19 protein-coding genes and 1 pseudogene are annotated in these 22,798 nt (G+C 68.4%); 12 read left to right on the forward strand and 8 right to left on the reverse strand.

Annotated elements, in window-relative coordinates:
* Positions 1-234 precede the first annotated feature (234 nt).
* Positions 235-1,317: a toll/interleukin-1 receptor domain-containing protein gene (locus ACIBAG_RS22260; protein WP_399107239.1), complete on the forward strand. Its 1,083-nt coding sequence runs from the start codon at positions 235-237 to the stop codon at positions 1,315-1,317.
* A 283-nt stretch (positions 1,318-1,600) separates the two neighbouring features.
* On the opposite strand, the gene ACIBAG_RS22265 is transcribed toward ACIBAG_RS22260, so the two are convergent.
* On the reverse strand, positions 1,601-3,607 hold the full coding sequence (locus ACIBAG_RS22265) for a toll/interleukin-1 receptor domain-containing protein (RefSeq protein WP_399107240.1): 2,007 nt from the start codon (positions 3,605-3,607) through the stop codon (positions 1,601-1,603).
* A gap of 522 nt (positions 3,608-4,129) precedes the next feature.
* Between ACIBAG_RS22265 and ACIBAG_RS22270 the strand changes: the two genes are divergently transcribed.
* The 9 genes and pseudogenes from ACIBAG_RS22270 (at position 4,130) to ACIBAG_RS22310 (ending at position 12,247) form a co-directional block, all read left to right on the forward strand.
* A complete protein-coding gene (locus ACIBAG_RS22270; RefSeq protein ID WP_399107241.1) occupies positions 4,130-4,618 on the forward strand; it encodes a hypothetical protein in 489 nt (162 codons plus the stop codon).
* A gap of 437 nt (positions 4,619-5,055) precedes the next feature.
* Complete coding sequence (locus ACIBAG_RS22275; protein ID WP_399107242.1) at positions 5,056-5,823, forward strand: endonuclease domain-containing protein; 768 nt, start codon at positions 5,056-5,058, stop codon at positions 5,821-5,823.
* 352 nt (positions 5,824-6,175) lie between these two features.
* Positions 6,176-6,349 (forward strand): annotated as a pseudogene (locus ACIBAG_RS22280) (IS5/IS1182 family transposase); the annotation flags it as partial.
* A 120-nt stretch (positions 6,350-6,469) separates the two neighbouring features.
* A complete protein-coding gene (locus tag ACIBAG_RS22285; RefSeq protein WP_399107369.1) occupies positions 6,470-6,976 on the forward strand; it encodes a DUF6624 domain-containing protein in 507 nt (168 codons plus the stop codon).
* A 295-nt stretch (positions 6,977-7,271) separates the two neighbouring features.
* Positions 7,272-8,906, forward strand: a complete 1,635-nt coding sequence (locus ACIBAG_RS22290) for an alpha/beta hydrolase (RefSeq protein WP_399107243.1) — start codon at positions 7,272-7,274, stop codon at positions 8,904-8,906.
* A gap of 18 nt (positions 8,907-8,924) precedes the next feature.
* Positions 8,925-9,476: a hypothetical protein gene (locus tag ACIBAG_RS22295; RefSeq protein WP_399107244.1), complete on the forward strand. Its 552-nt coding sequence runs from the start codon at positions 8,925-8,927 to the stop codon at positions 9,474-9,476.
* An 11-nt stretch (positions 9,477-9,487) separates the two neighbouring features.
* Complete coding sequence (locus ACIBAG_RS22300; protein WP_399107245.1) at positions 9,488-10,039, forward strand: hypothetical protein; 552 nt, start codon at positions 9,488-9,490, stop codon at positions 10,037-10,039.
* A gap of 44 nt (positions 10,040-10,083) precedes the next feature.
* Entirely contained in the window at positions 10,084-10,842 is a 759-nt protein-coding gene (locus ACIBAG_RS22305) for a hypothetical protein (protein WP_399107246.1), read from the forward strand.
* 151 nt (positions 10,843-10,993) lie between these two features.
* Entirely contained in the window at positions 10,994-12,247 is a 1,254-nt protein-coding gene (locus ACIBAG_RS22310; protein ID WP_399107247.1) for an LPXTG cell wall anchor domain-containing protein, read from the forward strand.
* A 58-nt stretch (positions 12,248-12,305) separates the two neighbouring features.
* Here the strand turns inward: ACIBAG_RS22310 and ACIBAG_RS22315 are convergent, their stop codons facing one another.
* From ACIBAG_RS22315 to ACIBAG_RS22330, 4 genes are all read right to left on the reverse strand, one after another.
* On the reverse strand, positions 12,306-12,794 hold the full coding sequence (locus ACIBAG_RS22315; RefSeq protein WP_399107248.1) for a GNAT family N-acetyltransferase: 489 nt from the start codon (positions 12,792-12,794) through the stop codon (positions 12,306-12,308).
* Positions 12,795-12,808: 14 nt separating this feature from the next.
* Entirely contained in the window at positions 12,809-14,020 is a 1,212-nt protein-coding gene (locus tag ACIBAG_RS22320; RefSeq protein ID WP_399107249.1) for an SUKH-4 family immunity protein, read from the reverse strand.
* A gap of 164 nt (positions 14,021-14,184) precedes the next feature.
* Positions 14,185-14,724: an AAA family ATPase gene (locus tag ACIBAG_RS22325; RefSeq protein ID WP_399107370.1), complete on the reverse strand. Its 540-nt coding sequence runs from the start codon at positions 14,722-14,724 to the stop codon at positions 14,185-14,187.
* Between the two features lie 49 nt (positions 14,725-14,773).
* Entirely contained in the window at positions 14,774-17,083 is a 2,310-nt protein-coding gene (locus ACIBAG_RS22330; protein ID WP_399107250.1) for a xanthine dehydrogenase family protein molybdopterin-binding subunit, read from the reverse strand.
* Between the two features lie 615 nt (positions 17,084-17,698).
* Here ACIBAG_RS22330 and ACIBAG_RS22335 point away from each other — a divergent pair.
* The gene (locus tag ACIBAG_RS22335) at positions 17,699-18,709 is read left to right on the forward strand and encodes a tellurite resistance/C4-dicarboxylate transporter family protein (RefSeq protein WP_399107251.1); all 1,011 of its coding nucleotides are present in this window, start codon (positions 17,699-17,701) and stop codon (positions 18,707-18,709) included.
* On the opposite strand, the gene ACIBAG_RS22340 is transcribed toward ACIBAG_RS22335, so the two are convergent.
* Complete coding sequence (locus tag ACIBAG_RS22340) at positions 18,687-19,040, reverse strand: hypothetical protein (protein WP_399107252.1); 354 nt, start codon at positions 19,038-19,040, stop codon at positions 18,687-18,689. The genes ACIBAG_RS22335 and ACIBAG_RS22340 overlap by 23 nt on opposite strands.
* A 540-nt stretch (positions 19,041-19,580) precedes the next feature.
* On the opposite strand from ACIBAG_RS22340, the gene ACIBAG_RS22345 reads away from it, so the two are divergent.
* Positions 19,581-20,642 carry an NlpC/P60 family protein gene (locus tag ACIBAG_RS22345; RefSeq protein WP_399107253.1) on the forward strand — a complete coding sequence of 354 codons (1,062 nt, stop codon included), beginning with the start codon at positions 19,581-19,583 and terminating at the stop codon, positions 20,640-20,642.
* Between the two features lie 65 nt (positions 20,643-20,707).
* Here ACIBAG_RS22345 and ACIBAG_RS22350 read toward each other — a convergent pair whose 3' ends face one another.
* Both ACIBAG_RS22350 and ACIBAG_RS22355 read right to left on the reverse strand, forming a co-directional pair.
* Entirely contained in the window at positions 20,708-21,427 is a 720-nt protein-coding gene (locus ACIBAG_RS22350; RefSeq protein ID WP_399107254.1) for a LuxR C-terminal-related transcriptional regulator, read from the reverse strand.
* A complete protein-coding gene (locus ACIBAG_RS22355) occupies positions 21,424-22,749 on the reverse strand; it encodes a PspC domain-containing protein (protein WP_399107255.1) in 1,326 nt (441 codons plus the stop codon). The genes ACIBAG_RS22350 and ACIBAG_RS22355 overlap by 4 nt, the downstream gene beginning before the upstream one ends.
* Positions 22,750-22,798: the final 49 nt, after the last annotated feature.

Raw genomic sequence — 22,798 nt, forward strand, 5'->3', positions numbered from 1 at the left:
AGCAGTACGCGAACGCGCTCCGCGAGATTCCGGTTACTGTGCGCAATACGTGGCCGACCCAAGACTTCCTGCATGTTCGGCGCAGAGCCAGCACTCCTGCCCGTTCGATGATCTTCAGGAGACGGGCCACGAGGGGAGTCGGGGGAAACTTCCACAAAAGCCTGCACGGTCACATTCGAGCCTGAGATGATAAGCACCTAAGCCTTCCTGCGAACGAAAGCACTGGCGCGCCCAATGACCACTCCCCCTGTCGACACATTCGACTTCGATGTTGCCCTCTCTTACGCCACAGAGGATCGTGAGTATGTTCAGCACGTTGCTCGCCTACTCCAGGAAAGGAGCGTTCGAATCTTCTATGACGAATACGCCACTGCCGACCTGTGGGGGCGCGATCTATATACCGTCCTAGATGAGGTATACAGGAAGCGCGCACGATTCGCCATCGTCTTCGTATCTTGCCACTATGTCAGTAAGCCCTGGGCGCAGCATGAGCGAATGAGCGCACAGGCGCGGGCACTGACCGAGACAGATCCATACTTCCTTCCCGTGAGACTCGATGATAGCGAACTTCCCGGATTGCGTCCTACTATTGGGTACATCGATGCTCGAAATACTACCCAGGACCAGCTAGTCGCCCTGATTAGCCAAAAGCTTTCGGGTGCCCCTGGAGCAACCAAGCCAGAACCGACAACTCTCCGCGCTCCTCGTACCCCTGATCAGCAACGGGAGCTCCTCGCTCAACGTCCCCCGGCGTGGGAGTACCTTCTCTACGGCGGCGTACTTTGGCAGCGTCGCAACGCATTGGAAGCAAAGTGGCGAGACCATGAATTGGGGTACGCCAGCCGCACGGGCCAACATTACGACACCGCCCAAGCATTTACGTTCCTCCAGAACTCGCTAAGCGACCTTGCGGCTTGCCCCCAAAACCTTCTCAAGATGCTGAGCCCCCAAGCTCAGCAGCGCGCTTTCGGGGCCCGAGGTGAATCCGGAAACGCAGAGCTGATCGAGCACATTGCCACCCGCTTCGTAGGAATCTATGAGCAGATGATGGATGTCGCTTCGGCACTGCGAGGCGCAGGTGTCCCAGAAGAGCTCAGCGAAGTAATGGAGGCAACAGCGCGATTGGCGGACCAGCCCCTGAAAGAGGTTCGCGATTTCATCGATCAATTCGTAGCAGAGGTGGATACCGTTCCAGAACGAATCGCCGATGGTAAACACCTGGAGATTACGATGGAACTAATCATGACAATTGACGATGAAGCGCTGAGGGAACAATCCGAAGCGATGGATCGGGCTAGGCGTCGCTTCGGATTGTAGGGGTCAGCGTCCGGCCCTAGCCTGTTCCTCATCTGCGCAGTCAGCGAGCAACGTTCCTTGTCCTGGTCTTCGTCCAGTGCGCTCGGTTTGCCGAAATCATCGGTCACATGGGCCTGGCCTGGTCGACGCGGTAGAGGTAGGCGGCGAGCGAGTCACGCCGGCGTCGTGGTCACAACACCTCACAACATCGGTGCCGCGACTGCCCGCAGGCCGCAGCCCACGCACCCGGGCTGCCGGAGACATCTGGCTGCGTTTCGCGGAATGGCCAGGTAGACAGCGGTGGTTACTGCACCGAGGCCATCACCGCGTCCCACAGCGACATCCGGCAGTGCGCGAGGGGCCTCCGCGTGCCTACATCCCATATCTGTACGCCATCGGATGACCAAGTCACAAGGCGGCGACGGTCAGGGGCCCACCCGGCTGGGGTGATGTCCTCGTCGTGGACGGTCAGCTCGCGTTTCGTGCCGTCGCCGAGGGACCAAAGACGCAAGGCGCCTCCGGTAGATGCAAGCCATCGGCCGTCGGGAGACCACGCTACCCGAGGTTCGAAGGGGGAGAGAGAACCGTAGGAGAAGCTGCGCTCAGGGGTGCCGTCTATACGCCATACCAGGGCGCGCTTACCCCACCAAGAGGCAGTGGCTAAGCGGCGACCATCCGGGGACCATTGGAGATCGTCAACGAGACCCTGCCAGCCTGGGGAGAGCCGTACGACGCCGCCCTCCTCAAGACGATGAATTAGAAGCGGTGGGTCTTCTTCGTTCAGGCTGGTGATGGCCAGCATTTCACCGTGTGGGGACCAAGCAAGCAAGTCGGCGGAGTGCTGTTCTTGGAAGATACGCAAGGTGTGCAACCGCTCGGACCCGGCACTGACCACTATGGCGTTGTGCATCAGTCTGCCGACGGCCAGACGGTTGCCGTCTGGCGACCAAGACAGGGCGCTCACAGATGAGTTGAAAATCCTGTCACCCACAAGTGCTCCGGTACGAGTGTCCCACACGTGCAGGGTCCCCATGTAGGCACCAGCAGCGATACGCTCTCCGGAGCGCGACCACTCAAGACTATCGATCATGCCTTGGCCTCCGGAGAGGGTACGTAACGGCGTCAGCGTCGCAGGGTTCCATAGGCGTACGTTCCCGTCGGATTGTCCGGTGGCGATCCGACGTCCGTCGGGCGACCAGCGCAGGATCCATACGATCGGGCCGCTGGACTCGGTGCGGGAAGCCAGTTGCGAGCCGCTCCGTGTGTCCCAGAGTCGAATCGTGGTGGCGGTGCCCCAGCCTTGGCCGTGGGCCGATACCGCGTACCGCCCGTCGGGCGAAAGCGCGACGTCGTTGACGACCCGCGCGTCAGCGGCGAATGCCACAAGCCCAACCCAGACGAACGGCAATAGGACAGCCGCTGTGAACGCGGCTACGCCGACCCTGTGTCGTAGCCGCGCAGGGGGCGTCTCGATCAGCTTCGACCGTTCGAGCCGGAAAGAGTCCTCGAACCGCTCTAGAAGCGTATTCAGGTCTTTGCCGAAGTCGGGGCCCGGCCGTAAATGTGTCGCCTGCAAGAAGGGAAACACCTTAAGGGAGTTGGGAAGCTGATCGGCGGCCGGGAGGCCAGCCCCACCGACCAGGACAGGAATTACAGCGATTTTGGCGGCGATCGCTGTTTCGATTTCTGTCCGGACGGGATCGTTCGGCTGGCCGAGCCGCAGCTCGCCTCTCGCGTCGCGGGTTTCGAGCCAGCTCTCTCCGATCAGGGCCAGCATGCAGTCACAGCGCCTGATCAGTGTGGGAAGGTTCTTTGCCCCCAGGGCGTGCAGAAAATTTCTACCGGGGGGCAGCGTCTCCGAATCCTTAAAAACTCGGGTGCGACCATATCGTTTCGACAGAGCGTCGTAGATTTCTTGACACTCACTCAGTGAGTCGCTTTGGCGGTAGTTGATGAAGAACCTCGGTTTGCGTCGCAGTTGGGAGAGATCGCCAAACCATAGCGAAAGTGGGCAACTTAGACCTCCAATGAGTAACCCTGCTGCGGACCCGGTTCCCTCCTCGCCGCGCGCGGAAATACCGCAGGCAAGGCCGAGGATAGTTAACGAAACGAGGTTGAAAATGCAGACTGACGGACGGGTCAACTTTCCGCGAAGAAAGGTCACCTGTACAACTTGCACAAGTCCCGCGCCTGCCAGAAGGAAGCCTAGGATCCCCGCCGCATCACTGCCAGCAAGGCCAGCAAGAAACGTCAACCAGAGCGCCGCTAAATACAGCGGAACAACTAGAAACAAGCGCATACGGGTGGTCACTTCCGCCCCCTCGACCCTCTGTACCGGTTCCCTAGATCGAGATGATAGTCACATCGGGGGGAAGGAAATGGAGTTTTAGGCGAGATAGTAATCCGGGTGGCTCACGAGGCCAGAGCTATCCTGTAATGATCTAGAAGCGTTAGCTAAGCATCGCGAAACCAGTTGCGGGACGATGTGCTGTTCGGTGGCTGACCTCCCCTCTAGCCATGATCTTGCACTTCCGAGCAAATCTCGCCGGTTTTGTCAGTCCCACACGTCCAGCTCCATAACGGTGGCTGACCTGCCCGCAGGCGCCTTAAACCCACTCCGCCCAGACACGGTCTGCCATGGCTGACGGAGACCGAGTCCGCTGCAGCTGCCATCCCTGCCTCCACCTTCAAGGTCACCCGACATGACGCGGCCCTCATGACCCCCCGTATACGGTGGCAGCAGGTGTGAATCGTCGATATCGCAGCAGTCCAGGCAAGGGGGCAAGAGATGGTGCGGGCGCCGAGGAGCGTAGAGGTCAAGCTGAACTTGCGCGTGCTGGAGATCTCCGGCACATGGGAACCGAACGACGCCGAGCGGCGGGCTGCTTGGGAGCTGTACGTCGAGCTGGTGACCCGGGTGTCGGTGGTGCCACTTCGTGAGGAGGAGGGGCTACTGCGGGAAGCCCTCAGCAGCCTGTACTCCCTGTTCACCACGACCCGGGAGGTGCTGCGCAAGTACGGTCCGGAAGTCGCCGAGCCCAAGAAGAACGGCCAGTACAACTTCGGTTACCTGGCCGTCGCGATGCTCAACTACGGCATCCGCCCATTGCTCGCAAGCTGGCACCCCGCGTTGGAGGACTGGGAGACCCACCGCCCCGCAGACCGCTCGCGTCGCGACCACGAACTTGCCTGGTCCCGCGCCAGCGAACTGCGGACCGCGCTGCGCGACACCCGCAACATCCTCACCGCCTACGCTGGTCTCCTTGCCGGCGCCTGCGGTGTCCCCAACCTCCTCGCGGCCGTCCCCACCGGAGATCACTAGGCAGTCTCCAAATCGCCTGTGCTAACGAGCAAGCCGCCCTGTCGACATCCGGCGTCCTCGGGACCTCTGGGAGCCACGTTTCGCTCTGGTGAGGACACAGGGACAACAGCCAGAGGAACTTGCCGCGCCACTGGTCCTCGGCTCCGATCCCCCACCACCGGTGCTGCACAATCACGGCTCAGGTCTCGTTGTCCTGGTCTTTGTCCAGTGCACCGACGGACGCCACCGTTCACCGCCGTACGCACACCACGTCTGACCTGCCCCGTGAACCCCCACGGACGCCTCCGAACGGCCACGCGGACAGTTGGAAAGCGTGTTGGGCACAACCCCTTGCGACGTGCGTACAAGAGCGAAGGTTTCCAGATCAAGCGCTGACCAGCGCGGACGGTCCGGGAGGCGGGGTTCCTGACTGCCAGTCTGCCTGCCACCGTGGGAGCATGACGGACGAGTTACCGGTTCGCATAGTCGATGGACGTGTAGTCAGGGCACCCGGGGTCGGGCCAGTGGCGATGGTGTGGCTCCCCCTGGACGGGCAGGTCATCGCCAAGATCCCGCCCCGCAAAGGCAACCGCCACTGGCTGCATGAGACGGTGGGCATCCGTTCCCCGGAGTTCGATGACGACCGATGGAAGCTGCCACGGAGCAGTCTTGTGCGGCTGGTGACGGCGGCCATCGACCGGTACGGGTTCATCGTGCTCTGGCGTGACATGTCGAGGCTGTCGCAGTGCACCAGGGCATGTCTGGAAGCGACGGGCGTTGAATGCCAGTGCTCGTGCCTCGGGGCGCACCATGGACAGGATGCTGCCGGTTGGTTCGAACGCGTCGGAGACGCGGTGGTGGCCGACCGGGGCGAGTTCACTCGCACCGCGGTCGTCTACGGAGCGAGAGGTAGTGACGCCGATGCTGTGGTGTATGAAGGCAAGCTCGCGGGTGAACGCTACCGCGTGGATCGCGCCGGCCGACGGGACTGGCCCGCCGCCGCACAGTTCATGTGCGCGAGCTGCATGACCGTGAAGGCAGCCGTGTGGGACCACTGCCACACGCATGGCTTCGTACGCGCGCCGCTGTGCAACCGCTGCAACACCCGTTACTGGCGAGGGTGGCGGCCCCAGCACGGCCGGGCAACGCACAACCGCAACTTCGACGACAGCTACTACCGCTGGTGCCCCGAGCACTCCAACGCACGTAGAAGGTGCAGCGCGTAGCAAGCCCGAGGCTGGTGGTTGGTAGGCGGCCTATGCTCCGTCTCAGTTTCCGTCTCGTTCATTGTCGTCCGTCGCGGTCCGGACCGGTTCACACTGCCTCGACGAGCACAGCCTCCGTACGGCGGTGAACGCATGCGAACCCGGCGGGATCACGCTCCAACGAGCGTGACAAACCTGCAAAGCGAGTTACGTGGGTTCGAATCCCGCCACGGCCTCCAGCGCATCGACCTGCCGTTCGCCCGTCCCAGGTTCTTGATCGTTGTGGTGTGACGTCGTCATGCGGCACGCGCATGGAGGCGGGCTCAGCCCAGTCCACGGAGACCCTCTTCCCGACCAATGAACTGCGGCAGCGGGGCGGCGGCCCACCGGCTTCGGCAAGACGGCCCATAAGCGCAGAAACGAAGTCGAGCGGACGATTGATGCCCTCAAGATCTTCCGGGTTGTGGCCGCGAGGTTCGACAAGCGTGCCTATGTCTCCCAGTGCACCGTGACCGTCCCAGCGATCCGGCTCTGGCTTCGGGGGTAGATCCATTATCCCCACGCAGGGAAGCGTCTGTCACCGTTCTCCGGAATGATCTTTACACCCGATTTGCACCTCTAGGCTTGCGGGCGGATACAAAACACAGATGTGACCCGGGAGTTGAAAGTGACGCACGACGCTGCCGCGCTGGCGATGGAACTCACGGACATGGCCGCGACCGATCACCAGTCCGCGGTCCGCGCGAACAGCGATGACCCCGCCGAGCAATTGGCCTGGCGGCGACTGACCGCCCGGCACGGTGACCGGCTCGGTGAGATCATGGACGAGTACGGCTGGCCGACGGCGGAACTCGTCGGCGAGGAGGCCGCACGCGCGGCATGGCTGATCGCCCAGCACGCCGACCGACAGCTCGACGTTCAGCGTCGGGCCCTCCAATTGATGCAGCAAGCGGTGTCGGCAGGCTCGGCCAGCCCCCGAGAACTGGCCTTCCTGCGCGACCGCACGCTGGTCAACGAAGGCCATAAACAGGTCTATGGCACTCAGATCGCCGGCGTGAAGGACGGGGCACCCGTTCCGTGGCCCTGCGAAGAGCCCGAGCGCATGGACGAACTCCGCGCGGAAGCAGGCATCGAGCCCTTCGACGAGTACGTCGCCAAGTTCCCCGTGGCCTGACGCCGGTTCTGCGGCTGCGGTGCAAGCATCCGCACGGAGCTGAACGCCGATGGACGAGACCGGATCACGCCTCGATCAACCGGGACAAACCCGCAAAAAGGCGAGTTACGCGGGTTCGAGTCCCGCCACGACCTCCCCCTCCAACCCCCCTTCCAAGACACGCTTCTGAGTATCTCGACTCATCCCCTGTGCTCACATGCCCGCTAACATGATCGCGTTCAGCTGATGATCAGCTATATAAGTTCAAATCGGTCATATCGGGAGAGTTGGCGTGGCGTCAGATTTCGCACGCTTGATGAAGCAGGACTTTTCGGACTTCGAGGGCGCGGCCAAGGCATGGGAGAAACTCGGCGGCACGATGGAGTCCCTGCAGCAGCGACACCGGCGTAATGTCACGGGTCCGCTGCACGGCCAGTGGACGGGCGAGGACGCGAATTCCGCGCTCTTCTATCTCGAGGACGTCGAGTCCCGTATCGGCATCGCCCGCACCGAGGCCGTGACCATCGCGGAGGTCATGGACGAGACCCGCTTCCGGATGGAGCAGGCGCAGAACGCTCTGCGCAACGCGGTCCGCAGGGCCGAGGAGAACGGCTACGCGGTCGACGACGAGGGCAACGTCACCGACGCCAGCCTCCCCACCGATCAGGGGGCGCGGCACGACCCGGACTACCAGGACCTCGTGCGCGAGCGCAGCGGCCCGCTCGGTGAGTACCGGCAGTGGATAGACCAGGCGCTCAAGGACGCCCGTGAGGCCAGCGACCAGGGGACCAGGGCCCTGTCCGGGCTGAACGGCGACATCATGGACCGCTTCCGCCACGGGGCGGTGGACGAGTCCGGCGACGACGCGAAGGCCGCCATGAAGGCCCTCGGAAACCAGGGGCCGCAGATACCGGACAAGCCCCAGGACGCCGCCGACTGGTGGAAGGCGCTGAGCCCGACGGAACAGCGCGAGTACATGACCATGTACCCGAAGGAGATCGGGTCGACGAACGGCCTCCCCTCCGACGTGCGGAACGAGGCCAACCGCATCGCTCTGGACCAGCAGTACGACGCGCTGGCCAATGGCGACGCCCGCGCGGAGAACCCCGGCGCGAGCAACGACGAGCTCAACAACCGGCAGAACCAACTGGCGTTGCTCCGCGAGGAGCTGGAAAAGAATGACGGCCAGACCGAGGAGCGCAAGCAGCTCTATCTGCTCGACTTCGACGGCAGCGGCAACGGCAGGGCTGTTATCGCGATGGGCAACCCGGACACGGCCGAGCACACCGCCATCCAGGTGCCGGGCACCGACACCACGATGAACAGCGTGCCCGGCCAGTTGGGCCGCATCGGGGACCTGCAGAATTCCGCGTACGCCTACGGCGATCCGAACGGAGACGTCTCCACCATCATCTGGCTGGGCTACGACGCCCCCGAGTTCGAGAACGGCAACCAACTGGTCGGCGGTGGCGTGTACGACGAGGGACGGGCCGAGGAAGCCGCTCCGAGGCTGCGGGACTTCGTCCAGGGCGTCCGGGCCTCGCACGAGGGAGAGCCCTCTCACCTGACCGTGCTAGGACACAGCTACGGATCCACCGTGGTCGGTAACGCGGCGTCCCTGGACGGGGGTCTGGGCGCGGACGACATCGTGGCTGTCGGAAGTCCCGGTATGCACGTCAACAAGGCCGAGGACCTCAACATCGATCCTGACCACGTCTGGATCGGAAAATCCGACAGCGACAACGTCGCCGACGCGTTCTCCGACTTCAACCTCGGCGACAACCCAGCTGAGGAGCCCTTCGGCGGCAACAACTTCAAGGTGGACCACAACGGCGGGCACAGCGATTACTGGAAGGGCGACGCCCTGACGAACCAAGGCCTGATCATCGCTGGCAGACAGCCGGAAACAGAGCCCAAGCAGGACAACGACGTACCACTGCTGCCCTGGTAGACCACAATGAGGAAGACGATGATGATCGCCAAGCGCACGGCTCTTTGCGCACTCAGCGCCGTGCTGCTGTTCTCGGCCACGGCCTGCACATCCGACGGCGCCAGGGACATCAACGACCCACTGCCCCGCAAGGCACGGGACGCCACGCTCGGTCTCGCCCGCGATTTCACCGAGCGAATGGCGAACGATGCCAATGTTGAGCTCAAGCCCAGCGAAGAAATCGTCCACTTCTACGACTGTGTCGGCGAGCATGACGAAGTGGCAGACGACGGCCGCTTCTACCTCAAGTACCACGCGCGAGCGGACCTTCCGCGCGATCAGCACATCCAGATAGTGAGGAAGCTCCGCAAATCCCTCAAGAAGCAGGGATTCAAAGATCTCGGCGGCAACGAGCGCCCGGGCGACGAGCGCCCCATCATCTGGAACTTCGAGGCCGAGGACGGAGGCGAGTGGTACGACCTCGATGTGCACAGCCTGGACGGTCGGCAGGGCAAGGAACCTGACGAGCTGCAATTCAGCGTCAACACCACCTGCTTCCTTCCACCCGGCGCGAAACAGCAGAAGTTCTAGCGCCGAAGACGATGACGATCACTAAGCGCACAGCCCTGGGCGCACTCACCGCCCTGCTGCTGTTCTCGGTCACCGCCTGCGGATCCGACGGTGGCCGGGACATCAACGATCCGCTGCCCCGCCAGACGCGGGACGCCGTGCTGGGTCTCGCCCGCGATTTCACCGAGCAAATGGCGGCTCCTGCCGGCGTGAAGCTCAAGCCCAAGGAAGAAATCATCCGCTTCTACGACTGTGTCGGCGAGCATGACGAAGTCGCGGACGACGGCCGTTTCTACCTCAGGTACCGCGTGAGGGCTGACCTTCCGCGCGATCAGCACATCCAGACCGTGAGAAAGCTCCGCAAGGCCCTCAAGAAGCAGGGATTCAAGGATCTCGGTGGCAACGAGCGGCCGGACGACGAGCGCCCCGTCATCTGGAACTTCGAGGCCGAGGACGGAGGCGAGTGGTACGACCTCGATGTGGACAGCCTCAATGATCTCAAGGGCAAGGAACCTGACGAGCTGCAGTTCAGAGTCAGCACCACCTGCTTCCTCCCACCCGGCGCGAAACAGCAGAAGTTCTAGCCCCGAAGCGATCCCATATCTCCCTCAGGAAGGAAACCGCCTCCATGGCTGGGAATTTGACGGTAAGCCCCAACGAGCTGCGCGGCTCGGCGGGCGCCGCCGACGGCATAGCCGACGACATGAAGGAGCCGTCGGACAAGGCGGTCAGGGAGGCGGCGACGGCCGGCTCCACGATGACGGGATGGTCGATCGGGCCGGCCCTCCAGGAAATCTCCAGCAGTTGGGGCAAGGCTCTGCAGGGGCTCCACGCCCGTACGAAGGCGGGCGCGACCAACCTGCGCAAGTCCGCGGACGGGCACGAGTGGAACGACGACCTGGTCACCCAGGACTTCGAGAAGCTGGACGTGCAGACCGCGTCGGCGAGCGGAGTCGGGGTCGGGGTGATGTCGGCTCCCATGGCGGGCGGCGGCGCGGTGGGGTCGGGTCCGTACCCGAACACCGGCCTCGACCCGAGGTTCCCGGGCAACGGCGGCGGTGACGTGCGACCGCTGGGACCGCATCCGGTCGACAACGGCATCACCCCGTTCGACCGGGGATTCCAGCCACCCGTCGCGAGCGATCCGGGCTTCGCGTCCCCGTTCCCGGGAGAGGACATCCAGGGCGGGCCCCATCTGCTTCCGGACGGCCAGCGCACTCCGATCGACGAGTCGCCGACCCACCAGTTCCCCGAGCCCGACTCGACTGATCTGCCGGCTCCCGGGGAGCAGCGTCCGGCGGGACCCACGGTCGGACAGGAGGGCAGGACTTCGGGCGAGCCGGAAATAGGGACGCGGCCGACTCCCGGGGCGAATCCGTTCGGCTGAGCCCCCAGGCCGCTTCGTGCGGTGCGGTGCGGTGCGGTCACAGGATCTCCCCAAACAGCAGCACAACCCTGGGCACCTTCCGGCTGTCCAGAACATGACTGGAAGGCAAACTCCGGTCGCCGTGCTTCTGTCCCGACGAGGAGACCCATCCGTGCGCCAGCGCATCCGCCCCTCGCACATCCGTCACTCGGCGGCCCTCGTGGCCGCCGCCGCGGCCGTCGCGGCCGTTCCCGTGGCCGTCGCGCCCTCGGCGTACGCCGAGGGGGGCGAGCCCTCCCTGGTGATCTCGAATCTGCCGCGTACGTCTCCCAAGCCCGGCGAGGTGTACGACGAGTCCGTCGTCGTCACCAACAAGGGCACCACGGCCGCGGACGGCGTCACCTTCCGGATCCGGCTGACCCGGGGGCTCGACTTCCCGGAGGCGGTGCAGGGCTGCACCTACTCGACCGTCGAGGACCAGGTCAGGCAGGCGCTCTGCGAACTCGACACGGTCATCGAACCCGGCGCGTCCATCGAGACGCCCGTGCGGTTCAAGGCGCTGCCCAACGCGCTGATGGAGGCCGTCGAGTACGGCACCGGCCCGACCGGCGAGGCCCCGGGCGAGGGATTCGGCGACAGTCACCGGCGACTGACCCTGACCGCCGACAGCTCCGCCGACCTCGTCGCCGTCGGTGATGACACCGAGGCGCTCGCGGGCGACAAGCAGTCCGTCACGGCGACGCTCCGCAACGACGGACCCGGCTGGATCCGGAACCAGGAGAGCGACGACCAGACGGCGCTCATGGTGCAGATCCCGCCGGGCACGGTCGCCGCCGAAGTACCCGAGGAGTGCGCGCCGTTCGGGATCGACGGTCCGTCCGGGCCCGGTGGGACGCCGCGCAAGTCCAAGTACGTCTGCTGGCCCGCCGACCACACCATCGACGTCGGCGAGTCCCTCTCCTTCACCTTCATGCTGGAGATCAAGGACGACGCGAAGACCACCACAGGTGAGGTGAAGGCGACCTCCGTCTACGACATCCGCCCGGCCTTCGACAAGAACCCCGCCAACGACAAGGCGCAGATCCGTATCGCCATCCCCACCGACTACGAACCCGGCCCCTCCCCCTCCGGCGGCTCCGGCAACGGCGGCGGCTCGACGGACGGCGGCTCCACCAACGGCGGGAACGGCAACGACCCCGACGGCCAGTCCACCGGCGGCACGGGCAGCACCGGCTCCACCTCGTCCGGCACCTCGACGGGCGCCACGACCGGCGGCTCCGGCAACTCCGTCGGCGGCAACCTCGCCAGCACCGGCTCCAACGGCACCCCGCTCCTGGCCGGCGCCGCCGCCACCGCGGCGGCCCTCGGCAGCGCCCTGGTCATCGCCGTACGCCGTCGCCGCCGCGCGACCGCCGAGTCCTCCTGACGACACGCGTCCCTGAGGCCGGTGCAGCGGCTCCTCGGCCGGAGGTGCCCGGCCGGTCTCAGGGACGCGGCGTCGCCCTCGCGAGATGCGTCTGGAGCAGGCGCGGCGAGTTTTCGAAGCCCTGACGGGCATACGCCGGGACGGCCCGGGGTGAGGAGTGGACGGTGACCCGCTCCAGTCCGAGGTCCTTCGCCCTGGCCAGCGTCTCGCTGATCAGCCGACCGCCCAGCCCCGCGTCGCGAGCCTCCGGGACCACGTACACGCACTGGAGATCACCGGACGCCCGGTGCAGGGCGTAGGGCGTCGGTACCCGGTGGACGACGGCCAGCCACGCCATGCCGATGATCCCCAGATCACCGCTGACGAGGACCATGCAGCGGTGCGAGGAGACGTTCCGCTCGGCCCAGGCGACGAAATGGCGGACGAAGTCCTCGCGGTCGAGGGCCGTCGGTGCGGTGCCGTCGTGCTCGAGGATCCACCGCCACCGCAGTCCCGCGACAGTCGCCAACTCCCCCGGTTCGGCTGGGCGGACGATCACCTGGTCCATACGCGCACCGTCGATCAGGCCCACCGCCCGGCGCCCACCGACTCCAGCACCCCACTCGCCGTGTCCTGGAACACCTCCGTCCAGTAGTGCCGGCCGTCCCTGCCCGCCGCGGCCACGCCGGTCGGGTCGACCGTCGACAGGACCTGGAGCATCGTCATGGCCAATTGGTCGTAGGTGTCGGTCGTCAGCTCGTGGCCCGACTCCTCGTCGATCGCCTGCTCGCGGTGGAGCAGCCAGAGCGTGAAGGCGAGGGTCGAGACGTCGGTGTTGAGGGGGAACAGCCTCGCCTCGGGCTCGTTCCAGTTCAGGACCGCGCCCGTCGCGCCGTCGACGACCAGGCTGTTGTCCTCGTCGAGGCGGCCGAGGCGTATCAAGTGGTCGGCGCGGTAGGGGAGTTCGGCCGCAGGGTGAACGTCGGCGTAGTGCTCGGTCAGCGTCGGCAGGGGGACGTCCGTGTCGAGGTCGAGGGAGAACAGGTGGGCGCCCTCCGGCAGGCCGATCTCGCGCAGGAAGCGGCGGGTCGGCTCGTGGGTGAGCGTGGCGGGGAAGTCGACCTCCTCGAAGCGCACCACCTTGCGCGGGCCGAACTCCTGGTCCAGGAGGCGCCGCGGCAGGTCCAGGGCGAGGCCCGACTCTCCGGCCCGGCCCGCCACGAGCGCGAGCGGGCGGATCAGGGCCGCCATCTTCCAGAACGGCGCCGGCTCGCCGTCCGTGCCTTCCTCGAAGACCGCCAGCAGGTGCCGGGACGCCTCCGCGACCGCCTTCGGGCCGTAGCGGCCGACGTAGGAGGCGAACTGGCCGCGCAGCCCTGCCAGTTCGTCCGTGGCCTCCGCGAAGCGGACCAGTGTGCGCAGTGACGGGGCGAGCGGACGGCGGTCCATCAGGTCGGGGCGGTCGTGCAGGAAGTGCGTCGTCGAGATCTCGCCCGTCGCCCCGTCCAGCAGGACCGACTCCGTCGGCAGGGCACCGGGGCCCAGCAGTCCGCCTATCACCAGCTGGTCCCGCAGCTCGGCGGCCAGCCGGTCGACCGGGCCGCCCGTGGAGTCCGCCACCGTCCGCAGGCCCTCGCGGCACAGCTCGGCGAAGCTCAACACTCCGCTCTCGCAGGGCAGGCCGGGTCCCGTCAGCCATCGCCGCGTCGACGCGTGCGTGATGTAGGGATCCAGCTCGGTCTCGGTCAGGACGATCGCCGTGTCACCGGCGTAGGTCGTAATGGTCGTGCTCATGGACTCCCCCGCATGTGCTCGCTCACAGCCCCCGGGCAGGACACGGCCGATCGGCCCGCCCGCCGGGTTCGGCGGCCGTCCCACTGCTCAGAACACTACGCGCCACCACTGACAACGCCCCTGGATTTGCACGCCCGCAGACAGCGCTTCACATCGGTAGACGCTCAGCCCACCCTCGCGCGTTCCCGCCCCGCCAGAATCGCCTCCACGGTCTCCCCCACGGTCAGCTCCGAGGAGTCCACCCACAGCCCGATCCGCGGCGTCCGAGCCCGCAGCTCCGCGTCCAACCGCTCGACCGTCCAGGCCCCGTAACCCGTCTTCGCCCGCCCGGCCTCCCGTGCCGCCACGGCCGCGGCGCTCGGCGCCAGCACGACCACGTACAGCGGACGTGTGCGCACCAGCCGTACGTACGCCGCCAGCTCCGGGCCCAGCACCACGTCCTGCACGACGGCCGTGAACCCGGCCTCCGCGTACCCGTCCGCCGCTGCCACCGACAGGCGGTACCGCAGCCGCAGTTGGGCCTCGCCCTCGTCGCCGTCGGCGCCCTCGGCCCCGGGGTCGTACTCCACGCGCCCCGAGACGATCATCCGGCGGAAGGCATCACCGCGGACATGCGCCGCCCTCGGCAACCTCTCCGCCAGCGCCTGCGCGACCGTCGACTTCCCGGCCGCCATCACGCCGGTGACAAGGACAACCCCGCCCATCGGAGACGTAAGGGACATCAGAACGTTCGGCGGGCCGGCCGGAACGCGCTCACTGCCCCGTCACCACCGCCGCCTGCGGCCGGATCGGCAGCCGGTTCACCGGGCGGCCCGTCGCCGCGCGTACGGCCGACGCGATCGCGGCCGGCGAGGTGACCACCGGCACCGCGCTCACCGCCTTCGCGCCGAACGGCGCGACCACGTCCCGCTCCTCGACCAGCTTCACGATCCGGATGTCGGGGGCGTCCAGGGCCGTCGGCAGGGAGTAGCCCGTCAGGTCCGGGTGGCGGATCAGGCCGCGCGCGGAGCGCAGGTTCTCCGTGAGCGCTATGCCCACGCCCTGCGTGACGCCCGCCTCGATCCGCGCCTCCAGCTGGGCCGGGTTCAGCACCCGGCCGACGTCCTGGGCGAGCGCCAGCTCGACCACACGCACGGAGCCCAGCTCGATGTCGACGTCCACCACCGCGCGGATGGCGCAGAAGGCCACGCCGACGAAGGCGTCGCCCTGGCCGGCCTCGTTCAGCGGCTCGGTCGGGTGCGGGCGGCACTGGGCGGTCGCCCACAGCTCCTTGCCGTCCATCGCCTCGGTGACGGTGGTCGACAGGACACCGTCGTACGACGTGATCTTGCCGTCGGTGATCTGAAGCAGCTCCGTGGACATGCCGAACTTGTGCGCCAGGGGCTGCAGCAGTTGCGTACGGACCATCTTGGCGGCCCGTTCCACCGCGCCGCCGGACACCCAGGTGTGGCGGCCGCGGCAGCCCGCGCCCGCGGGGGGCTGGTCGGTGTCGACGGGCGCCACGTGCACCTCGTCGATGCCGAGCGTCTCCTGGACGATCTGCCGGGCGAGGGTGGTGAAGCCCTGGCCCGTCTCGACGGCCGCGCAGAGCACCGTCGCCACGCCGTCGTGGACCTTCACCGTCGCCGTGGAGACCTCGTCCGCGCCCTCGGCGCCGAGCATGTGCACCATGCCCAGGCCGTAGCCGACGCCCCGCCGCACGGCGCCCGGTTCGCCCGCGCCCTCGGGGCCGCCGGGCAGCAGCCACTCGTCCTCGGGCGTGTCCTTGGGGAGGGCGGGCAGGGGGTAGTCCCGCACGGCCTGCAGCAGCTCCGCGACGGGGGCCGGGCAGGTCACCGTCTGGCCGGTCGGGAGTACGTCGCCCGTCGCCATGGCGTTGCGCAGGCGCAGCTCCGCCGGGTCCATGCCGAGCTTCTTGGCCAGCTTGTCCATCTGCGCCTCGTAGGCGGCGCAGACCTGCATGGCGCCCTCGCCGCGGACATGGCCGGAGGGCGGGTTGTTGGTGCGTACGGCCCAGCCCTCGATGAAGGCGTTCGGGACGACGTACGGGCCGCAGGCGAAGGCGACGGCGGCGGCCAGGGCGTCGGAGGACGTGTCGGCGTAGGCGCCCGCGTCGAGCAGGATCTGCGCCTCGACCTTGACCAGCTTGCCCTCGGCGTCCGCGTGGTGGCGGTACCGGAGCAGGGTGGGGTGCCGGTGGGTGTGGCCGAGGAAGGACTCCTCGCGCGTGGCCGTCAGTTTCACCGGGCAGCCGGTCTTGAGCGCCAGCAGGCCGAGCGGGAGCTGGAAGCCCTGGTCCTCGCGGTCGGCGGTGGCGCCGGGGACGCCGGTGACGACGACTTTGACGCGCTCGGGTTCCAGGCCGTAGCAGGCGGCGGCCCGGTCCCGGTCGGTGTGCGGATCGGTCGAGGCCAGGTAGAGCTCGACGCCGCCGTCGGGGCGGGGGACGGCGAGGCCCGCCTCGGCGCCGATGGGGGCCGGGTCCTGGCGGCCGATGCGGTACAGGCCCTCGACGACGATGTCGCCGGCCGCGTCGGGGTCGCCGTGGCGCAGCGGGATGTGGCGGATCAGGTTGCCGTCGGGGTGCAGCGGCTCGGCCTCGAACGCCTGCTCGGGGTCGGTGACCGGGTCGAGCACCTCGTACTCGACGATGACGGCCGCGGCGGCCAGGCGCGCGGTGTCGGGGTGGTCGGCGGCGACGGCGGCGATGGGTTCGCCGTGGTGGCGTACGACCTCGGAGGCGAAGACCGGGCGGTCGGCCTTGCCGCGGCCGAACAGCGGGCTGCCGGGCACGTCCTCGTGGGTGACGACGGCCCGTACGCCGGGCATCTCGCGCGCGTGGGAGGTGTCGATGGACGTGATGCGCGCGTGCGGGTGCGGCGAGCGCAGTACGGCCGCCCACAGCAGGCCCTCGGCCCACAGGTCGGCCGCGTACGGGAACGTGCCCTCGGTCTTGGCGCGGGCGTCGGCGGCCGGCAGGGAGGCGCCGAGGCCGTGCGGGATCGGCTCGGGGGCGGGTGCTGCCTCCGCGGCTGTGGTCGCGGTGGCGGCTTCGTTGCTCACGCCTGGCCTCCGTCCTGGCCGTACGCCTGGTCATGCGGTCCCGCAGGCCTCGGGTTCATGGCCCCGGGCGCCTCGAACGCCGACGGATTGACCCCGCCGGCCCCCGGGCCCGCCTGGTGAGGAATACGCGGCTCGTCGCCGTCGTGTTCGGGCTCGTCGGCCGCCGTGGGGGGGGGGGGGGGGGGGGGGGGGGGGGGGGGGGGGGGGGGGGCCCCGCCGGGGCCGCGCGGGGGGGGGGGGGGGGGGGGGGGGCCGGGGGGGGCGGGGGGGGGGGGGGGGGGGGGGGGGGGGCGGGGGGGGGGGGGGGGGGGGGGGGGGCCCGCCCCCGGCCCCCCCCGCCCCCCCCCCCCCCCCCCCCCCCCCCCCCCCCCCCCCCCCCCCCCCCCCCCCCCCCCCCCCCCCCCCCCCCCCCCGACCCACAACCCACCCGCAGGCGCTACGCGAACCCCCATCCCACCCGCACAGGCGCCGCAGGCATCAAGGCGAACCCCCACCGAACACCAGCAGGCCGCCGCAGGCACCCCCGCCCAACCGCCGGAGGCACCCGCGCGTATTTGGCCCCCACGCGCGCGTGCCCCACCACCAACCCCCACCACGCTCCCTAGCATCGGCGCCATGCCCGCCACCACCTCCACGGCCACGAACCTCCCATCCCCCCTCCGCACCTGGTGGTCGCAACGTCCCCTCACAGCCGGCGCGGCCGTCATGGCAACCGGCATCCTCTCGGTGGCCCTGCACCAGACGAACCACGAGACACTGTCGCGCATCGCCCTCACCCTGGCCGGCGCAGCCTGGCTCGCGCTCGCCGGCGACTTCGTCGCACGGCTCCTGTGGGACCGCACCAGATGGACGAAGGAGGCAGCCACCCCCGCCGCACTGACCGCCATCGCCGCGACAACGGTCCTGGGCACCCGTTTCGCCACCCTCGGCTGGGAAACCCTCGCCAAGGCCCTCCTCGCCCTCGCGGCCCTCCTGTGGCCCGGCCTGCTGATCACCGTCGTACGCCACTGGCACCACCGCATGCCCGGCGCGGTGTTCCTCGGCTGTGTGGCCACCCAGGGCCTCGCCGTCCTGGCCGCGACACTCGCCGCGACCGAGACCTCGGCCTGGCTCGCCCACACGGCACTCGCGTTCTTCTGGCTCGGCCTGCTGCTCTACGCCGTCGCCCTGACCCGCTTCGACCTGCGCGAAGTGGCCCACGGTGCAGGCGACCACTGGGTGGCGGGCGGCGCCCTCGCCATCTCCGCACTCGCCGGCTCGAAACTCATCGCCGCCGACAGCGCCGACCTCTACCTCTGGAACGACGACGACAGCGGCGTCCTGCGCTCCGTGACCGTCGCCCTCCTGGTACTCGACCTGGCCTGGTACGCCGTCCTGCTCATCGCCGAGATCGCATGGCCTCGGCCGCGCTACGACGTCCGCCGCTGGGCAACCGTGTTCCCGATGGGCATGACGGCGGCGGCGACCCTCTCCGTCGCCACCGCCCTCGACATCCCGTGGCTCGAGACCCCCGGCGACGCACTGCTGTGGATCACGGTGGCGGCTTGGCTGGCGGTCACCGCGGGCGCGGTGTCGGCCTACACCCGCCCCTCGTCCGGAGAGGTCACGTCCACAAAACGGCGATGAAGATGTTCGCCGTGGTCAGCAGCCCCACCACCCCGAACAGACTCTTGTCCACCTTCTCCTCGTCCCGCTTCACATACACGAGCCCGAGGATCACGACCAGCAGCGCCAGCTTCACGCCGATCTTGAGGTTGTCGACGGGCTGATCGTCCGCCTGGTTGAGCCCGACGAGGATCACCCCGGTGACCAGCATGGTCAGCGCGCCGTGCAGCATGGCGGGGACGAACCGGGCGGTGCCCTGGCCCATCGCCTTCATCTGGGTGAGGAAACCCCCGAGCAACGCGGCGATGCCGATGATGTGCAGGCCGACGAAGAGATGGATGAGTACGTCCATGGAGCCGGAGCCTAATCACCACCGAACGCCCACCCGACACCACCCCACTCCAAGCCCACAGCGCCGCCCCTCCGATCCCACCACCCCACCCCGCCTCCCGATCTTGCATATATGCGGCCCATAGCACCCTGCTGCCCCGCCGACCCCCGAAACCGCCACATCGGTCATCACCCCGCGTTGACCAGACGCCCGTATCCCGGGATCACGCTCACTTACGGTCATCCCCCGGTCCGCTCCCGGCACTTCCGCACAACGCGTTACCGACCCGACACACCGAGGTTTAGCGTCCTCCACCAGGTGACCGGCTCCCCACCGCCGCCCGGGCCAGGGGCGGCAGTCGGACACCACCGCCGAGAAAGGTCCGGCGGCGGCCCGCTCCCCCTGTGTGGACCGCCGCCGGACGCGTAACCCGCCCGGTGCGGCCGTACCTCCGCTCCCCCGGGCGCTCATACGTCCGCCGCTCTCCCGAGGCGGTCATACGTCCGTCGCCCGACGGACGTGGCAGGACGAGGCGGTCGTACGAAAGGACGTGCAGTCCACATGGCAGCGCACCGAAAGCCCCGTCAGCGTTCGGTCCCCGGCAATACGGCCCGCACGGCATGGACGATCGCGCTGGCGGGCGCGGCGAGCGCGACGGGCTTCGACGGCACCGGACACGCCGAGCCGCAGCTGACACCGGCTCAGGTCAAGGCGAAGGTGGACAAGCTGTACCAGGAGGCCGAGGTCGCCACCGAGAAGTACAACGGCGCCAAGGAGAAGGCGGAGACGGCCCAGCGGCGGATCAGGACACTGCAGGACGAGACCGCGCGCAGGACCGAACGGCTCAACGCGGCGCGGGAGGCGCTGGGTTCGATGGCCGCGGCACAGTACCGCGACGGCGGCGTCGACCCGTCCCTCCAGCTCGCGCTCTCGAACGACCCCGACCGCTATCTCGATGCGGCGGAGTTCGCCGAACGCGCCGGCAACCGCCAGGCGGCGTCCGTCGCCGGCGTCCGCGAGCAGCTACGGGAGATCGAGCAGCTGCGCGGCGCCGCACGCGTCGAACTGGCCTCGCTGCAGTCCCGCCAGGCCGAACTTCGACGGCACAAGAACACGATCACCGGCAAGCTGGGCGCGGCCAGGAGCCTGCTCGCCCGGCTGACCGCCGAGGAGCGCGCCCGCCTCCAGGACAGCGGGGACCGCGCCGCACGCTCCTCGGCGGGCACCCGCGACGCGCTCACGGGCCCCGGTTCCGCTGCCGCACAAGCACCCAACTCCCGTGCGGCGGCCGCTGTTTCCTACGCCCACTCCAAGCTCGGCAGCCCTTATGTCTGGGGCGCGACCGGCCCGGACGCCTTCGACTGCTCCGGCCTCACTCAGGCCGCCTACCGCTCGGCGGGCCTCTCCCTGCCCCGCACCACCTACGCCCAGATCGACGCGGGCCGCCACGTCTCCCGCTCCGAACTGCTGCCGGGCGACCTGGTGTTCTTCTACTCCAGCATCAGCCACGTGGGCCTCTACATCGGCAACGGCCAGATGATCCACGCCCCGAACCCGTCGGCACCGGTCCGGGTCGCGCCGCTCGACGAGATGCCGTTCGCCGGGGCCACGCGGGTGGTGTGAACGAGCGAGCCCTGACCGCAGGGCCCGTCCCTCACGGGTGGACCCTCATGGGTGGACCCTCACTGCTAGACCAGGCGCCGTGCCGTAGCCCACCGCGTCAGCTCGTGCCGGTTGGACAGCTGGAGCTTCCTCAGCACCGCCGAGACATGGGACTCGACCGTCTTCACGGAGATGAAGAGCTGCTTGGCGATCTCCTTGTAGGCATAACCACGGGCGATCAGCCGCAGCACCTCCCGCTCGCGCTGGGTGAGCCGGTCGAGGTCCTCGTCGACCGGCGGCGCGTCGGTCGACGCGAACGCGTCCAGGACGAACCCGGCGAGGCGCGGCGAGAACACCGCGTCGCCGTCCTGGACGCGGAAGATGGAGTCGACCAGGTCGGTGCCGGTGATCGTCTTCGTCACGTATCCGCGCGCACCGCCCCGGATCACGCCGATGACATCCTCCGCCGCGTCCGAGACGGAGAGCGCCAGGAAGCGGACGGGCTGCTCGGTGTCCGCCATCAACGCGGCGCAACGGCGCAGGACTTCGACCCCGCCGCCGCCCGGGAGGTGCACATCGAGGAGGACGACCTCGGGCCGGGTCGCGGTGATGACCGTGACCGCCTGGTCGACGTCCGCGGCCTCGCCCGCCACTTCGACGCCCGTCTGCTCGGTCCGGCCGATCTCGGCCTGGACTCCCGTACGGAACATGCGGTGGTCGTCGACGAGGACCACGCGCACGTGCCGCTCGCCCGCGCTGCCGCCGGTCGACTCCACGGGCTCGTTCGCCTCGGTCGGGTCGCTCATGACGTCTTCTCCGCCCTCTCCATCTCCAACTCGACCTCCGTACCGCCGCCGGGTACCGCCCGGAGCCGGGCCGTACCGCCGTTGCGCTCCATGCGGCCGATGATCGATTCTCTGACACCCATGCGGTCGGCGGGTATCGAATCGAGGTCGAAGCCCGGACCGCGGTCCCGGACGGAGACGAACACGGTCTTCCCCTCCACCTCGGCGTAGACCTGCACGGCGCCGCCCTCGCCACCGTACTTGGCGGCGTTGACCATCGCCTCGCGCGCGGCCTGCATCTGTGCGCCGATCTTCTCGTCGAGCGGGCAGTCGCCGACGACCACGACCTCTATGGGGACGCCGTGCTTGTCCTCGATCTCGGCGGCGTTGCGCCGGACCGCGTCGGCGAGGTTGGTGGGTTCGTCGGCCTCATCCTTGCCGGTGCCCTCGGGTTTGTAGAGCCAGGTGCGCAGGTCGCGCTCCTGGGCGCGGGCGAGACGGCGGACCTCTCCGGCGTTCTCCGCGTTGCGCTGGATCAGGGTCAGGGTGTGCAGCACGGAGTCATGGACGTGCGCGGCGACCTCGGCGCGCTCCTGCGCGCGGATGCGCATCAGGCGCTCCTCGGAGAGGTCCTGCGTCATCCGCACCAGATACGGCCCCGCGAGGAGCGTTATGCCGACGAGGACCGCGAGGGCCGCCTGCAGGACGGAGCCGAGGTGGGCGGCGGAGCCCTGCAGGACGAAGATGCCGGAGACGCCGGCCGTGACCAGGACGACGCCGCCCGCGGCGCGCAGCAGGGTGAGGGTGCGCCGACGCCGGCCGACCTCCATCCAGCGGGCCCGGCGGGCGTTGTCCGCCTGGCGCCAGACCAGGGCGACGCCCGCGCCGACGAGCACGGCGGGCAGGAGGTAGGCCTTGGCTCCGTTGCCCAGGTCGACGCTGCCGACGAAGATCATCGCCACGACGACCATGAGGAGCAGCGCGACGATCTGGCCCTTGTCCGGCTTGCGGGCGACGAGTCTGCGGCGGCCGTCGGCGGCGGTCTCGGTGGCGAAGGGAGAGGGCCGCTGCGCGTCGACACCGCCGACGCCGAGCGGGACGAAGAACCAGAACGCGGCATACAGAAGCGCGCCCAGGCCGTCCGCCATGAACAGGCCGACGAAGACGAGCCGAACCCAGATGACGGGCAGCCCGAGATGCCCGGCGAGCCCCCGCGCCACGCCTCCGAGCCAGCGTCCGTCGCTGCTGCGGTAGAGCTTGCGCGGCGGCCGCGGTTCGACGAGTGGCGCTGCTGCGGCTTCCGGCATGCCATCGATACTCACACGGCCGGAGGACAGGGGCATCAGGGTCGACCCCCGAGACTCCCCTGATCTTCGAAGCCCGCCGCCTCGA

This window comes from Streptomyces sp. NPDC051243, from assembly GCF_044455405.1.
Taxonomy (GTDB): Bacteria; Actinomycetota; Actinomycetes; order Streptomycetales; family Streptomycetaceae; genus Streptomyces.